This window comes from Capillibacterium thermochitinicola (genome assembly GCF_013664685.1).
Taxonomy (GTDB): Bacteria; Bacillota; UBA4882; order UBA10575; family UBA10575; genus Capillibacterium; species Capillibacterium thermochitinicola.
In genome coordinates this window covers 37,612-54,679 of the sequence record NZ_JAAKDE010000013.1, presented here as the reverse complement: position 1 = coordinate 54,679, position 17,068 = coordinate 37,612, and the positions used below count along the sequence as shown (strand labels likewise).

Sequence of the window (17,068 nt, the reverse complement as noted above, 5' to 3'; positions counted from 1 at the left end):
TTTCTACCTCCGCTTAAACATCTTCTCCAACTCTGCTCTAGTGATCGCCACCATTGTCGGTCGCCCGTGGGGACAGGTCTGCGGCACTTTGGCCTGGCGCAGGTTCCGGATCAAAGCCGTTGCTTCCTGCAGTGAAAGCCGTTCTCCGGCTTTAACCGCCTGCCGGCAAGCCATCAATCTTAACAAACGCTCCTGCGGGTCAACTTGCCGCCCCTCGCCGCCCGCGCCCAGTTCATTAAGGAGACTAAGAAACAGGTCTTCAGCCTCTGCCGCCGAAAAATCCTGGGGCCCCGCCCGAAGAATAAGCGCTTCCCCGCCGAAGGCCTCAAATTCCCAACCGATCGCCCGGAGCAGATCCCCGGCTTCGTGAATCGTTTGCATCTGGGCCGGGGTCAGCTCGACCGTCAGCGGCGCCAAAAAATACTGCATATTCACCCGCGAACCCGAGCGCAGGCGGTCATAGAGAATACGCTCGTGGGCGGCATGCTGGTCCACCAGCACTAAAGCGTCGTTCTCCTCCCACAGGAGATAGGTATCAAAGAGGGAAAAGACCCGGAGACCGTCCACTTCCGGCGGGGCGGCCGGCGCCGGGTTCCCCGTTCCGGTCGAAGGCGCGGCGGCGGTCGATGCCGCAGTCCCCGTTTCAGCCGAAGGCGCCGCGGCCGGCGGCACTGCCGAAAAGGGCGCGGTGCTCTCCTTAACGTTAGTCACGAAAGGAGCCGCCTGGGTGCGCTCAATCCGGGTTGCCGCCGCTTCCTCCCCCTTGGCTTCGAACAAACTGGCGGGCATCGCCGGCTGTTTCCGGCCGATCACCGTGGCCGGCTTGTACTGCGGTCGCCATTGGGTGGTGAGCACATTTGCCTCCAAAGCCCCACGGATAATGTGGAGGATGCCACGGAAGATCTCGTTTTCGTCCCGGAATTTAACCTCCATCTTCGTCGGGTGGACATTGATATCCACCAGTTCCGGCGGTAACTCCAGATTGAGTAATAAAAAGGGAAAACGGGCCACCGGTAACAAGGTATCGTAAGCGCGTTCGGCGGCGGCCGCCACCAAACGGGAACGGAACAACCGGCGGTTTAAAAAGAAATACTGTTGTCCCCGGTTCCCCCGGGCGACATTGGGACGGCCCAAAAATCCGGTGATCTTGAGCGGTCCGTAACAGCCGTCCACCGGAAAGAGCTCCTGACAAATATTGGGGCTGAAGATCTGGGCCAAAGTTTGTTCATAATCGCCCGTCCCCAGGGTATGGACCAGCTTCATCTCGTGGTGGAGCAGGCGAAAGGAGATCTCCGGATACCCCAGGGCCATACTGGTGACTATCTCTTTCACCTGCGCCACTTCCGAGGGAATACTGCGCATAAACTTCAACCGGGCCGGCGTGTTAAAAAAAAAGATTCTCCACACTGATATTGGTTCCCCGCGGGGCCCCGACCGGTTCCACCGCCTGGACCACCCCGCCTTCCACCCGAACCCTTGTCCCCGGAACCGCCGGATCTACCGCCGTCTGTAAAGTCAGGCGGGATACCGCGGCGATACTGGCCAGCGCTTCCCCGCGAAACCCCAAGGTACTGCTGTGTTGCAAATCTTCGAACTTCCTGATTTTACTGGTCGCATGGCGCTCCACCGCCAGCAGGGCATCTTCCCGGTCCATCCCCGCGCCGTCATCCACCACCTGGATCTTCTGCCGGCCGCCGTTGGTCAAATAGATCTCAATCTTTTTCGCACCGGCATCGATCGCGTTCTCCACCAGTTCCTTCACGACGGACGACGGTCTTTCCACCACTTCACCGGCGGCAATTTGGTTGATGGTCATTTCATCAAGGTGAATGATCTTCCCCATCTTTACTCCCTCTTCTGCTTCAGGCTTCTTTTTTCTGTTTCAACCGCTGCTGCCACTGGAAGAGCAGTTTGAGCGCCTCCAGGGGCGAGATATTGTTCAAATCAAGCTGACGGAGCTCATCATAGATATGGGCTTCGTCAACCGTAAATAGCGTTAGTTGCATGGGTTTGGTCGGTAGCGCCACGGTTTGGGACCGTTCCTTTAACCCTTTCGCCTCAAGTTCGGCCAAGATCTCCGCCGCCCGCGCCAAAACCACTTCCGGGATCCCGGCCAAGCGCGCCACTTCAATCCCGTAGCTCCGATCACTGGCCCCGGGCAGGATCTTATGGAGAAAGATCACCCCGTCGCCTTCCTTTGCCACCGCCACATTCAGGTTCTCCACCCCGTCCAACCGAGCGGCTAAAGTGGTCAACTCGTGATAATGGGTGGCAAAAAGGGTGCGCGCCCCCATCTGCCGTGGATTCCAAAGGTATTCCAGGACCCCCCAGGCAATGCTTAACCCGTCAAAAGTGCTGGTCCCCCGGCCGATTTCGTCCAGGATCAACAGGCTGTCCGCGGTGGCATGGTGCAGGATGTTCGCCAGTTCGCTCATCTCCACCATAAAGGTGCTCTGCCCGCCGGCCAGATTATCGGCGGCGCCTACCCGCGTAAAGATCCGGTCCACTAAACCGATCCGGGCATAGCTGGCCGGCACGAAGGAACCAATCTGCGCCATAAGAACGATCAAAGCCACCTGCCGCATATAGGTAGATTTTCCGGCCATGTTCGGCCCGGTGATAATCTGCAGGCGGTGCTGGTCGTCATCGAGCAGGGTATCGTTCGGCACAAACTGACCGGGGGGTAAGACCCGTTCCACCACCGGATGGCGGCCTTCCCGGATCAAGATCTTCTTATCTTCATGGATCTCGGGGCGGACATAATGGTTCTGCACCGCCGTCTCGGCCAACGCAGCGTAAACATCCAACTGGGCCAGGATCTCGGCCAACCGTTTCAACTCCGGCAGCCGCGCGAGGACCTGCCCGCGCAGGTCTAAAAAGAGCTGGTACTCCAAGGCCGCCCGTTTTTCCTCCGCCCCCAGGATCAACTCTTCATACTTCTTTAATTCCGGGGTGACGTAGCGTTCCGCGTTGGCCAGGGTCTGTTTGCGGATATAATCCGCGGGCACCAGGGCCAAATTCGCTTTCGTCACCTCCAGGTAATAACCGAAAACTTGGTTGTAGCCGACCTTTAAGGATTTAATCCCCGTCCGCTCCCGCTCCGCTTGCTCGAGGCCGGCAATCCACTGTTTCCCTTCGCGTGTCGCGCGGATGAGCGTATCCAATTCCTGGTTATAGCCTTCCCGGAAGATATTCCCTTCCGTCACACTGACCGGCGGATCTTCCCGCAGCGCCGTGGTCAACAACGCCGTCAAATCCGGCAAGGGGTTAATCTCCGCCGCCAGCGCGGCCACCGGACCCAGCTCTTCATGCTGAAGCGCCTGGCGGATCTCGGGCAGGAGAGCCAGGGTTGTCCTGAGCGCCAACAAATCCCGGGGGTTCACCGTTTGGCAGGCCAGTTTGGCCAAAAGACGCTGAAGGTCACAGGTCCGCCGGAGTAAACCCCGGGTGGTCTGCCGGATCCCATGTTGATGAAAGAAACCGTCCACTTTCGCCAACCGGTCTTCAATCTCCGCCCGGCGGCGAAGCGGCTGCTCCAGCCATTTTTTGAGCAGCCTCCCCCCCGCCGCTGTCACCGTCCGGTCCAGCACCCAAAGCAAAGAACCCTGGGTTTTATGGTCCCGCAGCGTCGTTACCAATTCCAGATTGCGCCGGGTGTACTGGTCCAGATGCATGAAATCGCCGAGATGATAAGTACGGAGGGAGAGGATATGTTCGAGCTGGCTTTTTTGGGTTTCATAAAAATAGGCCAAAACAGCGCCGGCGGCACCAACGGCCGCCTTCAACTCCTGACAACCATAACCCTCCAAAGAAACAACCTGAAAGTGGGAAAGGAGCCGCTCCTGCGCCCTTGCCCACTGGAAATCATGGGGCGGCCGGGGAGTAAATAAAACGTTAATCCGCTGTTTAAGTACGGACCAGATGGCAAGCTGGTCCTCGGCCACTAAAATCTCCTTTGGCTGCCAATGGCAAAGCTCATCAAGGAGCAGGGCTTCATCCGCTGCAAACTGGGTCACCATAAAGTCCCCGGTGGAAAGATCGGCCACGGCCAAACCGTATTCGGCTTCCCTCTGCACCAAAGCCACCAAATAGTTGTTGACCTTTTCTTCCAGGTATTGCTCGTCAATCAAGGTACCGGGGGTAATGACCCGGACAACTTCCCGTTTGACCAGGCCCTTCGCCTTTTTCGGATCCTCCACCTGTTCACAGATGGCCACCTTAAAACCCTTGGCGAGCAGGCGGGCGATGTAACTGGTGGCGGCATGGTAAGGGATTCCGCACATCGGGATCCGCTTGCCCTTCCCCGCCTCCCGGGAAGTAAGGACAATTTCCAAGACTTCCGCGGCTTTTTCGGCATCCTCCAGAAACATCTCATAAAAATCGCCGAGACGAAAAAGGAGGATGGCATCAGCGTACTCCTGCTTAATCCGTTTATACTGCTTCAGCATGGGAGTATCCTGAACCAAATCAGAACACCTCCCGATCGACGACTTCCCCTTGTAAGGTGTAGGTTAAGCCCTTCTTGATTTTAACTTTGATCTCCGTCCCGATCAGGTCCGGACCGGAGGACGGCGGGGTAAAAAGCACCAGTTTATTACCACGGGTCCGCCCGCAAAAGATCTCCTTCCGCTTCGGGCTGGGACCTTCCACCAGAATTGTTTCGACCTTTCCCTCCAGGCGCTGGTTGGCCGCTTTGGCCTGCTTATTCACCACCTCGATCAACCGGTACAGGCGATCCATCTTTTCTTCCTCCGGTACCTGGTTCTCCATCTTGGCGGCCTGGGTACCGACTCGTGGCGAATAGGCAAAGGTAAAGGCGGCATCAAAGCCTACTTTTTCCACCATCTCCAGGGTGTCCTGGAAGTCCGCCTCTTCCTCCCCGGGAAAACCGACAATCAGGTCGGTGGTGAGCGCCAAATCGGGAATCCGGGTGCGTAACTTGTCCACCAGCCGTAAATAGTCATCCCGGGTGTATTTCCGGTTCATCATCCGCAAAATTTTATCGCTCCCGGCTTGAAGCGGCAGGTGAAGATGCTCGCAGACCTTTTCCGCCTCCGCCATCTGCCGGATTAGTTTATCTGAAAGGTCCTTGGGATGGGAGGTTTGGAACCGGATGCGGGTAATCCCTTCGACCTGATTGATCAGGCCTAAAAGATCGGCAAAATCCGTCCGCTCGGCCGCGGGAAAATCCAACCCGTAACTGTTGACGTTTTGCCCAAGGAGGGTAACCTCTTTGATCCCTTCGGCCGCCAGACGGCGGACCTCGGCCAGGATCTTCTCCGGACGACGGCTTTTTTCCCGGCCGCGAACATAAGGAACAATACAATATGTACAAAAATTATTACACCCGTAAATCACCGTGACCCAGGCACGGAAGGAACTTTCCCTGGTCACCGGGAGATCTTCTTGGATCTCGCCGTCCCCCGGCACCTCCAGGATCCGGCTACCGGTCTCCCTGATCCGCATGATTAGATCCGGAAGCTGGTGGAGGTTGAAGGCCCCAAAAAGCAGATCAATATGGGGGTGATACTCCGCAATCTTTTCCCGCACCGAAGGAAGCTGCGCCATACAACCGCCCACTCCGATAATCAGCTCCGGATTCTTTTGTTTTAAGGGTTTTAAATTACCAAGATGCCCGTATAAACGGTTCTCGGCATTTTCACGGACACAACAAGTAATCAAGAGAATCACATCGGCCTCTTCCGCTGTGTCCGCTTTCGTAAAACCCATTTTCTCCAGAATTCCGGCAGTTTTTTCCGCATCATGAAAGTTCATCTGGCACCCAAATATTTCCAGATGGTATTTTTGATTCCAGCAGTTTTCCAACATAATCACCCTTATTATAGGATAACGCAAAAAGAAACTTTTAGCAATTGTCTTTGGTAGCGGCGCATATAAAAAAGGCCGTTTCCGGCCTTACTGTAACCTATTGTTTGGCATCCTCCCGTTCCTGTTTGAGCGCTTCCTTCCCTTTCTCGACGAGCTTCTTTACCATATTACCGCCGATTTTTCCCGCTTCGCGCACCGACAGCTCGTCACCGCCTTGCGCGAGATCATCATCCAAACCAAAAAGATCAGCCACTTCCCATTTCAGGTTCTCCAACTCACTTTTTCTTTTATTGGGAGGCCGTTTCCGCTTGGCCACCGTGCCACCTCCAAATGTCTCCGGCAAGTCCGGGTTTTCGTCGTTCTTAGGTTACCCAAACCCGCTACAAAAAATAAATTCCATAAAAAAACCGGCGTGGCCGGTTTTAGAAGTATTTCTTGGAATCCAGATACTCCTGGACGATCTGGAGGGCTTCCCCAAAACGTTGGAAATGGACAATCTCCCTTTCCCGTAAAAACTTAAGCGTATCATTTAAGTCCGGATCATCGGAGAGGTTAATTAGCCAATCATAGGTCGCCCGGGCTTTCTCCTCCGCCGCCATATCTTCATGGAGATCGGCGATGGGATCGCCTTTCGATTGGATGTAAGCTGCCGTCCACGGCACCCCTTCCCCATTAACGTAATAGAGTCCCCGGTCATGATCCGCATAGTAAGCGCCCAAATCGGCGGCTTTAATCTCTTCGATGGATGCCCGGTCCATCAGTTTATACACCAAAGTTCCGATTATTTCCAGATGGGCCAGCTCTTCCGTGCCGATATCCGTTAAGATCCCTTTGGCTTGGGGGGTGGGCATATGGTAGCGTTGGGTCAGATAACGCATCGAAGCGGCCAATTCTCCATCAGGCCCACCATACTGGGTGATCAGGTATTTCGCCATTTTCACATTAGCCCGCCCAACCTTAGCCGGATACTGTAACTTTTTTTCATATATCCACATTTATGATTACCCCCTATTCGTAACAGATTTCCCAGGGCCAGGGCTCATTGATCCATTGCCAGGGATAAGCACTTGGTTCCTGCCAGGTCAAAGGGCCGTAACGGTCCTGATACTGTCGTTTAAGCACTGATAATTGCTGAACAAGGGAATTGTATTCCATCAACGCCCGCTGGTCGGTCGGGTGCGTATCCAGATAAAGATGGAATTCCAAGACCGCAAACTCAAGCGCCATTAACTCTTTAAGCATAGACAGCTGTTCCCGATCCATCGTGTAAGCTCCTTTCACCTTTTATCTTTTCGGTATGGAAAGTATAGCTCGGGGAAGATTGTTCCCTTCAGCAAACCCTCCATAGGCTCCCAGCGTTTGGAGAAGATTTGGAATGGAACATATGCCCTAGCCAAACGCATATGGTCATTGGATGTGTACATCTGCACAATCCCTCCTTTGTGTACTCCAGAACAAGCGCCAACTGTGGTTTTGGATTACTATATCCTATTCCTGACCGCGGTTAATGGCACCCCTTGTACCAGGAAAATGCCCGTGTCCTACGAACCGTCCCGGTCGTCCCGAATAATACAGAAATGCCTTTGTCTGTAACAGACAAAGGCATTTGGTCAACCCGTAATTTAAACAGTTTTATCGGGAGATTAAGGCGAATTTATGGGAAGGATTTCCAGCTTAAATGGATAACTAATATGTTTGTGTGTGGCAAACAGGATTTTTACGCTTCTTTTTGGGGCCCATAACAACAAGATACTTCTCAAGCCTTTGGGGCTCATCACGCTCGTCCACCCGGGCTCCCGCCGGCAAATGAAAATTCGTCGCCAGGTGGACGACCGACCCCAAAGGCGGACAGTAACAGGTCTTGGCCGTAGGAACCTATGGTTCCGCTTCCATGACCGATTAATATTTTCTTAGGGGAGAGGTGATCCCAAGTGTCCCGTTCCCGTTACAAGCACCGCCATTATCAATACGCGCTGGATTTGGTCCCCAGCACAATTACCCATCTCAACGCCAGGGTTAAACTGAACGAATTTGACGAGCTTTGGGTAAAGACCTTCTTTGCCGATCTGAACCGTTCAAAGAAAGATCCGTTCTGGGTCACCATCGCCAACGGGGATTTTATCTAGTCCGGCAATAAAAGGTTTTCCAGTGAGCGACCACCCAGAACCTTGTTTAAATAGATGGACAGAAGGGTAAAACGGTCGGTAAAAAGCAGAATCCCAACAACGATCAGGAGTAAGCCGGAGAGGAATGTAATTATCGCGGTATAGCGACTTATTTTTTTTGACCAAAGATAGAACCGGCGGTAGGCCAGTGCCATTAAGAAAAAGGGTGTCGCCAACCCCAGCGCGTAAACGAAGAGCAGTAGGACACCGGTGGTGATCTGCCCCGCACTCCCGGCCAGCGTCAAAATCATCCCGAGGATCGGCCCGACGCAGGGTGTCCACCCAAAAGCAAAAGTGATCCCCGCCAGCAACCAACCGGCAACCCCGGCCAGCGGTTTCTTCAGCTGAAAGCGGTATTCCTGTTGCAAAGGGAAGAAACGAAAGATTCCCCATTGCCACAGCCCCAGAAGAATGAGGAGCCCGCCGCCGACTTTAAGAAAGGCCACCCGTAACCCGGAAAGGTACTGCCCCAGAGCCGAAAAGGCCGCCCCCAACAACACAAAGACCAGGGAGAAGCCGAGGATAAAAGTGGCCGCCGCTTTCACCATCAACCGCTGATCATGCTTCTCATCGGTTGGAAGGGCTCCGGTTAACACGGCCAGGTAACCGGGGGCCATGGCCAGAACACACGGGGAGAAAAAGGAGAGTAAGCCCGCTATAAACGAAAGGAAAAAACCTGGGGTCTCCATAGCTGGTCCTCCTTTTATTATTTCTTTTGGCCTGCTCCGTTACGGCAGATAACGTTCAAGCCTGGTCTGTAGTTGTCCGTAACTGAGCGCCCCGACAAAGATCTCGTGAATACGTCCGTCGCGGTTGATAAAGACCGTCGTGGGTATCCCCCGGACCTGGTATTTGGCCGCAGCATCTTCCTTGACGTCCCGGAGAATCGGAAACTCCATCCCCGCCGCCGCCACGAAGTCCTGCAGTTGCTCCAGGGTACTGTTTTCCCATACGTTCACCGCCAAAATTTCCAAACCCCGCGCCCGGTATTCCCGGTAGATACGGACAAATTCAGGGATCTCTATTCGGCACGGCGGGCACCAAGTCGCCCAGAAATTAACCATTGTCAGTTGGTTTTTCCGGTAAATATCCTTTAATTCCACCATTTCCCCGGAGAGGTTTTCCAACTGGAAATTGGGGGCTAGTGCGCCTACCCGCGCCACTTCCCCTTCTTTTTTCCCACCCAGACTGAAACCAAAGCCCACCAGGAGGAGAGCCACCACCAGCAAACCCGCAATGAACAGACCTTTTTTCCGCATTAACCATAACCTCCCTTATATACGGTACTGGGTATACTATATATCAAATCAAATCCTTTGTCAATCTTTCCTTACAGGCACTCAAGGCCAGCTGAAATCATATCTATAACCCGGGAGGGGATAAAATTGAAAACAGGCCGCATCCGTCATTTTTTCGCCGGTGGAAATACCGGCGTTGGTTTCTATTCGTTTTATGATCAAGTAGTCGGTCCCGAGCCGTACCGTCGTTATATTCTAAAAGGTGGCCCGGGTACAGGGAAGTCAACTTTCATGAAGCAAATTGGCGAGGAACTGCTGACGCGCGGTTTTGACCTTGAGTATCTTCATTGTTCATCGGATCATAATTCCCTTGATGGACTGCTGATTCCTGCTTTAAAAACCGCTTTTCTTGATGGTACTGCGCCCCATACCATCGATCCGGTCTATCCGGGGGCGGTCGATGAAATTATCGACCTCGGTGCCTTCTGGAACCTTAAATCCTTAAAAGCAAAACAAAGCCCGATCATGGAAACCGGGAAAAAAAAGAAAGCCTGTTTCGAACGGGCTTATGTTTATTTAAATGCCGCCCTCGGTATTTACCGGCATTGGCGGAAAACCAACTATTCCCGTTTAGACCAGCAGGCTTGGTTGACGGCGCTGTATGAAATAAAGGCAGACCTCTTGTCCAACTGTCAACCAACAGGGCAAAAAGGACACCTTCGTCACCTTTTTGCCAGTGCCATTACCGCCGATGGCCCCGTTCATTTTTTAGAATCCCTTGGCAGTGCGGCAACACGCTTATATATCCTGGACGGGCCGCCGGGGACGGGCCGGGACGAAATCTTAAAGCGCCTGGTCACGGCCGCGGTTGACCTTGGCCTCGATGTTGAAGTTTTCCACTGCGCCCTTGATCCGACCAAATACGATCACCTGTGGCTCCCGGACTTGAAGACCGCCGTCTTCACCTCGACTTGGCCCCATCAATACAGGCCCAATGACGACCGCCGGTGCCGTTATATCGCAACCGATCCTTTCCTCAAGCCAGAACTGGGCCCGGACAGCGATACCCTGAAAGAATTCCGCCTTGTTTTCTCAACCCTTTGGGAAAGAGCCGTCGGATGGCTGCGCCAAGCAAAAAAATTTCACCAGGAACTGGAAGAGCTTTACGTCGACAGTATGGATTTTAACCAAATAACACAACTGCGCAACAGCATTTTATACCGCATAATCCCGCGTTGACCCGGTCCCCATCACTTCATATTTCCAAATAAAGAAAGAACAAGCAGGAAAAAGAAGATGACCCACGAATAAATTGCAGGATATTATTATGTACAGAACGAGGTGCATAGTTCATGGACTTATTTAAAAAATGTTATGATTATACTATGGCAAAAGAGGCGATGGCCGCCGGGTTGTATCCTTACTTCCATGCCCTCCAAACGGGCCAGGATACGATCGTAACGATGAGCAACAAAGAAAATGTCCTCATGATCGGTTCCAACAATTATCTGGGGCTGACCAACGATCCGCGGGTCATCCAAGCCGCCGTCGAGGCGACCACCAAATACGGCTCGGGCTGTTCCGGTTCCCGGTTCCTCAACGGGACCCTCGATCTCCATATCACGCTGGAAGAACGCCTGGCCAAATTTATGCGGAAGGAGAAAGCTCTCCTCTTCTCAGCCGGTTTTCTTGCGAATTTGGGGATCATCTCCGCCATTGCCGGGCGCGGCGACTATATCCTTTGCGACCGGGCAAACCACGCCAGTATCTATGACGGTTGTCGTTTATCCTTCGCCAAAATGTACAAATACGAACATAACGACATGGACGATCTGGAAAATCTCCTGAAAAAACTGGGAAAAGACGCGCCGAAACTGATTATCACCGATGGCGTCTTCAGTATGGAAGGCGATCTGGCCAACTTGCCGGAGATTGTCCGCTTGGCCCGGAAATACAACGCCCGTATTTTAGTGGACGACGCCCACGGCATTGGTGTCCTCGGTGCCAACGGGCGGGGTACTGCCGAGTATTTTGGCCTGGAAGACGAAGTGGACATGATTATGGGGACCTTCAGTAAATCCTTTGCTTCCCTCGGTGGTTTCCTTGTCGCTTCGGAGCCGGTCTGCCACTACGTGCAGCATGTCTCCCGGCCGCTGATCTTTACGGCCAGCATGACCCCGGCCGCCACCGGCGCCGCCCTGAAAGCCCTGGAGATCATCGAAACCGAACCCGAACGCCGCAAGCATCTGCTGTCCCTCGCCAATGACTTCCGGACCCGTCTGAAAGAGCATGGTTTTATCGTGCGTGACGGAGTGACCCCCATCATTCCCATCCTGGTTGGGGACATGCAAAAAACGTTCCTGTTCTGCAAGGTCCTTTTTGAGCACGGAGTCTACGTCAACCCGGTCGTCGCCCCCGCCGTCCCGGCGGATGCCACCTTGATCCGGACCAGCCTCACCGCCACCCACACCAAGGAACAGATCGACCGTGCCCTGCAGACCTTGGTCAAAGTCGGTAAAGAATTGGCGGTCATCCCCGCCTAACGAAGCCCCGCACCACAGCGCAAAAAAAGCCTCCTGACCGTTGGCGGTCAGGAGGCTTTTTTACTGATTAATTTTCGTTAATCACCCCGCGGTTCCAGAAGGGGCCTATGTAAACAGTTTTGTCCCCCACATTTACCCGTTTGTTATTCAAAATCAATTCCGTAAAATTTCCGGATTAACTTCTCCTTGAACCGTTGGGAGACTAACCGGGCCAGAAACGGGAATTTCGTCGACAGGAAATCGCCGGCCACGTAATACGGACGGGGGTTCTGCTGCCTGATGATCCTGAGCACCTGTGCCGCCACCACCCGGGGCGAGGGGGATTTTTCCATATTAACATCGATCACCCGCCAACAGGGTTCCGTCCATTTTTTGTATGGCGAGTCTTCCTTAAACCCGAATTCGGTAACGTTATTAAAGTTTGTTTTAATATCGCCCGGTTCAACCGCAACCACCTTCACCCCGAAGGGGCGCAGTTCCTGGCGCAACCCCTCGGTCAGCGCCGACAGGGCAAATTTGGTCGCCGAATAGTGAACCTGAAAGGGAATGACAAAACGGGCGGCCAGCGAAGTAATATTGATGATTAGCCCATTGCGTTGTTCCCGCATGACCGGCACCAATGCTTGAATCAAACGCAAGGCCCCGAAGTAGTTGGTTTCAAAGATCGCTTTCGCCTTGGCCAAGGGGAACTCCTCGAGCGGCCCGAAGACCCCAAACCCGGCGTTGTTAATCAGGACGTCGATGCCCCCGGCTTCCGCCAGAAAGCGGTCTACGCCGGCCCGGACCGAATGGTCGTCGTTGACATCCATGGCCAGGAATTTCACCTTCCGGCGCAACGGTTCGGGGAGAGACGCCACCTTGTCGAGATTACGGGTCGTCCCCCAAACCTGACACCCCGCGTCCGCCAGTGCTTCTGCAATGGCGGCACCAATTCCGGAAGAAGCTCCGGTAATAAGAACCTTTTTCCCTGACAAGCTCATTGCCATCAAAAAAACGCTCCTTTACGTTTACTGTCCATCGCCGGACCCTTCCGCCAGCGGATCCGGCCGGGGATCCTTCCCGCCTAAAAAGATCCAAACCCGCTGCCAAAAAGTCAATCCCCACTTGTCCCAGGTTTTAAGGACTTGATCGGTGACATCTTCCCCACCCACCTGGAAACCGCCTTTGAGGAGAATACAATCGTACTTTTCCTTCTTCGCCACATGGGCGACAACCGCCTTCAACTCCTCCAGCACGGCCTCTTCTTGCCGCCGGTAACTTTCCTCCAACTCCTGCCTCTTCTGATCAAGGCGGGCCTGGGTGGCCAGGGCTAGTTCCCGGCTGCGGCTAAAATCATCCGGACTTAACGTCTGAATCTGCTGTTGGTGTTCGGCTAAAACCTGGGCGGTAAACTCCTCCAGGATCCGGCGGTTGTTTTTTGCCCGTTGCTCCAACGCAATAAAGTGGGGAGCCTTCTTTTTAATCCTGTCCAGATCTAGAAGCCCGATTTTGGGTTCGGGTACTTTTGTATTCGCTTCAACCGTCCGGTGTGGCCCGGCATACGCTAAGACCAGAAGGAGTAGGCCAACGGTTAAAGTCAAAAAGAGGAAAAATCGTTTTGCCATCTTCTACTGCTCCTCCCCGGAAGTATTAAAGACCGAGACAAATGGTCGGTCCGGCGCTAACACAGGAGATATTCAACCCGCCGTGGCAATCTCCTGCCGGGAATAATTAACGTCCCGGCTAAAGAATAACCCGCCACCCGGCGGGTCTGTTTTGCAACGGACAAAAGGTAGTGAAGTTAGTATTTTACCCTTTTTCCGGTATGGAGCAGGATTGTTTCTTCCCCAATATTGGTGGCGTGGTCGGCAATCCGTTCCAAAAAACGGGCGATCATGTTAAACCGGACCGTTTGCCGGATGGAACGGGGTTGTCCTTCGGCCAATTCCCCGCTGGTCAACTCCTTATAAATGATGTCACAAAGATTATCGGCCTCTTCGTCTTTACGGCAGACCGCTTCGGCCAGATCGGGATTACCATCAACAAAAGCCCTTAATGCCACTTCAAGCATATTAAGGGCTAAAGAGGCCAGTTTGGGGATATGGGTTAAAGGTTCTATGTATTCTTCATTTTTGAACTCCAGAACGATCTCCGCAATGTTCGTCGCGTAATCGGCGATCCGTTCCAGATCTTTAGCCATCTTAAAAATGGAAAGACTGTTACGCAGTTCTTTCCCGTGGGGGTTCTTTTCCGCAAGAAACCGGGTAATCTTGTCTTCAAAGACGATCAGTTCGTTATCAAAAAGGTCATCCTCTCTGATAATCTCCAAGGCGGTCTCCGGATTTTTTTCCACCAAGGCATTGATCGACCGCTGGACCCGCTCTTTAACTGCATCCCCCATCTTCTTGATCTCCGACATCAACTGTTCAAGCTGGTTCAAAGCAACCACACCTTTCTCGTAAATATACTTGGCCCTCTACCTTTTACTAACGTCCGGTTTCGCAAAAAATTCCCGGTAACATTAATATTAGTTACAAAAGGGTAAAATCCTCCTGCCACTTGTCATACACTTTCTTTCGCCCTCTTCCCGCTCACCACCAAAGAGCGGGGAGGATTTAACCTGAAATTAGCGAAGTTATTAGTGACTGGCCAATCGTGACTTAAAACAAGGAGGTGACCATAAAGGATCCCGACGGACCTCTTAACCCCGGTATCATCATTTGATTTATCTTCTTTTCCTTACTGAACAACTTGCTACAAGATACGGAAAATTACCCTTTGGGAGGAGTTTTGCAATGTCGATCAAAATCGTCACCGATTCCACGGCTGACCTCTCACCGGAATTAAAAAGCCGCTACGGTATTGAGGTGATTCCCCTTACGGTCCATTTTGGCGAGGAGGTTTACTATGATGGGATCGACCTTACGCAGGACGAGTTCTTAGAAAAAGTCAACACTTCCCCCCATTTCCCCAAGACCGGCCAGGCCACACCGGCCGCCTTTCTAGAACTTTTCCGGCGCCTCCTCGCGGAAGGTCATGAAATTTTGTATGTCGGAATCTCGTCCGACCTGTCCGGTACTTACGCCTCCGCCTGTCTGGCGGCGCAAGAATTGGCCGACGCCCCCATTGCCACCGTCGATTCCCGTAATCTATCAATGGGCATCGGGGTTTTGGCTTTGCATGCGGCCGAAATGGCCGAGCAAGGTACCTCTCTCCAAGCGATTGCCGACCGGCTCAGGGCCATGACCGCACGGGTAAGAACCTCCTTTATCGTCGATACGCTAGACTTTTTATATAAAGGAGGAAGACTAACCCGGGCGCAAGCGCTGATCGGCAACGTTCTCCAGATTCATCCGCGTATTGAGGTTGTCGACGGCAAGATGTGCGTCCCGGAAAAAATCCGGGGAAGTAAAAGCAAAGCCAAAACCCGCCTCTTAGAATGGGCCACCGCCAACAAAGAACGGATCGACGACAACTGGATCGCCGTAACCCACTGTCGTGACGAAGAGGCGGCCAATGATCTCGCCGCGCAGTTCCGGGAGATGGAGCTGGCCCGCAATGTCGTTATTACCAAAGCCGGGGCCGTGATCTCAACCCACTGCGGACCGGGAACCGTGGGCATTATTTATGTGGAAAAAGAAGCATAAATGAAGAAAGGGGACCGCAAAGGTCCCCTTGGCGTTTATAGATTTATCGATTCCAAACGCGCACCACTTGCCATGATCTCCAGAAAAACCTGGACAATCTCCGGATCCAGTTTCTTCCCGGCTTCCTCCTTGAGGGCTGCCAGGGCGGCGTCCGGGGAAAGCGGTTCTCGGCCGAAAGCCCCGTAGCGCAATTTATCGTAGTAATTGGCCACGGCAATAATCCTGGCCGTCCTTGGGATCTCCCGCCCCCGCAGGCCTTTGGGATAACCACTCCCATCCCAGTTTTCATGGTGGCTGAGCAGATACCTGGCTACCTCCATCGTCTGGGGCGAAGCGTTGGCAATCCGGTACCCGGCCACCGGGTGCTCCTTTAACTTTCGCCATTTCTCTTCGGTCAGCGGCTCCTCCGTCGCCAGTAAGGCCTCCTCCAAGACGATTTTCCCCAAGTCGTGAAGGTAACCCGCCTGTTTTAGCCGGTTCAAGTTCGACGGGGACAGCTTCATCGCCTTCCCGAGTTCTACACATAGTTTACTTACCCTTTGGGCGTGCTCCTCCTCCCGGGGGAATCGTTCGTGAAAGGATTTGACAATTCTTTGGATCGCATCGTTGTTAAACCGTTCGCTGTCGATCGCTTTTTCCAAATACATCCGCTCTTCGGCATTACGGATGGTTTGGGCGAGGTCTTCCGTCGTAACGGTTTTGGTGTCAACACCCAAGGAGATACTTCCCGGCAGGCCATTGATCCGTTCTTGGGCAAACTGCTCTTTGACCGCCATCCGGAGTTTTTCCCCCTCTTCCCCGGTGGTGCGGGGTAAAAACAGAATAAACTCATCCCCGCCCCAACGCGCGATAACCGCATCTCCTTTTTGACAAACCATCCTTAAAATTTCCGCCACCTTCTTTAGCAGAAGATCGCCCGCCTGATGCCCGAAGATATCATTGGTGATTTTCAGTCCGTTGACATCACCAATGATCACTGTAAGGGGAAGATTGGCCTCCACATCCAGCTTTGTATACTCATTTTCGACGTATCGCCGGTTATACAGTCCGGTTAAAGGATCATGAAAACTGAGGTAAATCAGCTCCTTTTTGTTGTTGTATTCTTCGGTGATATCCCGTACGTAGGCACCGACGCCGTACCGGCCGCTGACGAGTTTAACCGGAAACCTGGTGGCGGCAAAAACCCGGTTGCGCCAGACTAATTCTTCCTCGACTACCGTTTTGGTGGCCAAAACCTTTAGCTCGGTCCTCGTGCTGAGAGCAGCAAACCCCGGATCGGCAAAGGCGAAATCATCCCGCCCAATAATTTCACGCACTTCTTTGTTGTAGAAATCAGCCAAGGCTTTGTTAACCAGAAGATAGCGGAGATTTTCGTCTTTTAAGTATATATAACTCTGGTTGGCGTTGATATAAGTCTCCCATATCTCGTTTAAAATGATATTCTCCTGATAATTTGCTTTTAACCGGCGGTAGCTTAGGAACAAGATTAGACTAAGCACGAACAACAAAAGCACAGCCGCAGAAAGGACCAGAATAAGACCGTGGTAATACTGGCCGGTATTGGCACGGTCCGGAGAAAAGAATAAAAGGACAACGAGGATCATAATGGTAATAATGGCTTTTCGCATTTAAGATCCCTCTCCGCACATCTTGACCTTTTGGTGCTT

16 protein-coding genes and 1 pseudogene are annotated in these 17,068 nt (G+C 53.1%); 4 read left to right on the top strand and 13 right to left on the bottom strand.

The window, feature by feature from the left end:
- Positions 1–3 precede the first annotated feature (3 nt).
- From mutL to G5B42_RS06980, 7 genes and pseudogenes are all read right to left on the bottom strand, one after another.
- Positions 4–1,816 (bottom strand): annotated as a pseudogene (mutL, locus tag G5B42_RS07015) (DNA mismatch repair endonuclease MutL).
- 46 nt (positions 1,817–1,862) lie between these two features.
- Complete coding sequence (gene mutS, locus G5B42_RS07005; protein ID WP_181339797.1) at positions 1,863–4,448, bottom strand: DNA mismatch repair protein MutS; 2,586 nt, start codon at positions 4,446–4,448, stop codon at positions 1,863–1,865.
- Positions 4,449–4,467: 19 nt separating this feature from the next.
- On the bottom strand, positions 4,468–5,829 hold the full coding sequence (miaB, locus tag G5B42_RS07000) for a tRNA (N6-isopentenyl adenosine(37)-C2)-methylthiotransferase MiaB (RefSeq protein WP_181339741.1): 1,362 nt from the start codon (positions 5,827–5,829) through the stop codon (positions 4,468–4,470).
- A 97-nt stretch (positions 5,830–5,926) separates the two neighbouring features.
- On the bottom strand, positions 5,927–6,145 hold the full coding sequence (locus G5B42_RS06995) for a small, acid-soluble spore protein, alpha/beta type (protein WP_181339740.1): 219 nt from the start codon (positions 6,143–6,145) through the stop codon (positions 5,927–5,929).
- Between the two features lie 106 nt (positions 6,146–6,251).
- A complete protein-coding gene (locus tag G5B42_RS06990) occupies positions 6,252–6,824 on the bottom strand; it encodes a manganese catalase family protein (RefSeq protein WP_181339739.1) in 573 nt (190 codons plus the stop codon).
- 13 nt (positions 6,825–6,837) lie between these two features.
- Entirely contained in the window at positions 6,838–7,092 is a 255-nt protein-coding gene (locus G5B42_RS06985) for a spore coat protein CotJB (protein WP_181339738.1), read from the bottom strand.
- Positions 7,093–7,106: 14 nt separating this feature from the next.
- Complete coding sequence (locus G5B42_RS06980; protein WP_231133337.1) at positions 7,107–7,232, bottom strand: spore coat associated protein CotJA; 126 nt, start codon at positions 7,230–7,232, stop codon at positions 7,107–7,109.
- A 528-nt stretch (positions 7,233–7,760) separates the two neighbouring features.
- On the opposite strand from G5B42_RS06980, the gene G5B42_RS06975 reads away from it, so the two are divergent.
- On the top strand, positions 7,761–7,955 hold the full coding sequence (locus G5B42_RS06975) for a hypothetical protein (protein WP_181339736.1): 195 nt from the start codon (positions 7,761–7,763) through the stop codon (positions 7,953–7,955).
- Here the strand turns inward: G5B42_RS06975 and G5B42_RS06970 are convergent.
- Together G5B42_RS06970 and G5B42_RS06965 are read right to left on the bottom strand one after the other, a co-directional pair.
- Positions 7,952–8,683, bottom strand: a complete 732-nt coding sequence (locus tag G5B42_RS06970; protein WP_181339735.1) for a cytochrome c biogenesis CcdA family protein — start codon at positions 8,681–8,683, stop codon at positions 7,952–7,954. The two genes, G5B42_RS06975 and G5B42_RS06970, sit on opposite strands and share 4 nt — an antisense overlap.
- Positions 8,684–8,722: 39 nt before the next feature.
- A complete protein-coding gene (locus G5B42_RS06965) occupies positions 8,723–9,253 on the bottom strand; it encodes a TlpA family protein disulfide reductase (RefSeq protein ID WP_181339734.1) in 531 nt (176 codons plus the stop codon).
- Between the two features lie 126 nt (positions 9,254–9,379).
- Here G5B42_RS06965 and G5B42_RS06960 point away from each other — a divergent pair, with 126 nt between their 5' ends.
- A complete protein-coding gene (locus G5B42_RS06960; RefSeq protein ID WP_181339733.1) occupies positions 9,380–10,471 on the top strand; it encodes a PRK06851 family protein in 1,092 nt (363 codons plus the stop codon).
- 113 nt (positions 10,472–10,584) lie between these two features.
- Complete coding sequence (locus G5B42_RS06955) at positions 10,585–11,775, top strand: aminotransferase class I/II-fold pyridoxal phosphate-dependent enzyme (protein WP_181339732.1); 1,191 nt, start codon at positions 10,585–10,587, stop codon at positions 11,773–11,775.
- A gap of 143 nt (positions 11,776–11,918) precedes the next feature.
- Here G5B42_RS06955 and G5B42_RS06950 read toward each other — a convergent pair whose 3' ends face one another.
- The 3 genes from G5B42_RS06950 to phoU form a co-directional block, all read right to left on the bottom strand.
- Entirely contained in the window at positions 11,919–12,761 is an 843-nt protein-coding gene (locus G5B42_RS06950; RefSeq protein ID WP_181339731.1) for an SDR family oxidoreductase, read from the bottom strand.
- A gap of 21 nt (positions 12,762–12,782) precedes the next feature.
- Positions 12,783–13,379 (bottom strand): OmpH family outer membrane protein, encoded by a 597-nt coding sequence (locus G5B42_RS06945; RefSeq protein WP_181339730.1) that lies wholly within the window; start codon positions 13,377–13,379, stop codon positions 12,783–12,785.
- Positions 13,380–13,555: 176 nt separating this feature from the next.
- Entirely contained in the window at positions 13,556–14,194 is a 639-nt protein-coding gene (gene phoU, locus G5B42_RS06940; RefSeq protein WP_181339729.1) for a phosphate signaling complex protein PhoU, read from the bottom strand.
- A gap of 355 nt (positions 14,195–14,549) precedes the next feature.
- Between phoU and G5B42_RS06935 the strand changes: the two genes are divergently transcribed.
- Positions 14,550–15,401: a DegV family protein gene (locus G5B42_RS06935; RefSeq protein ID WP_181339728.1), complete on the top strand. Its 852-nt coding sequence runs from the start codon at positions 14,550–14,552 to the stop codon at positions 15,399–15,401.
- Between the two features lie 35 nt (positions 15,402–15,436).
- Here G5B42_RS06935 and G5B42_RS06930 read toward each other — a convergent pair whose 3' ends face one another.
- Positions 15,437–17,029, bottom strand: coding sequence for a bifunctional diguanylate cyclase/phosphohydrolase (locus tag G5B42_RS06930; RefSeq protein WP_181339727.1), 1,593 nt, complete (start codon positions 17,027–17,029; stop codon positions 15,437–15,439).
- Positions 17,030–17,068: the final 39 nt, after the last annotated feature.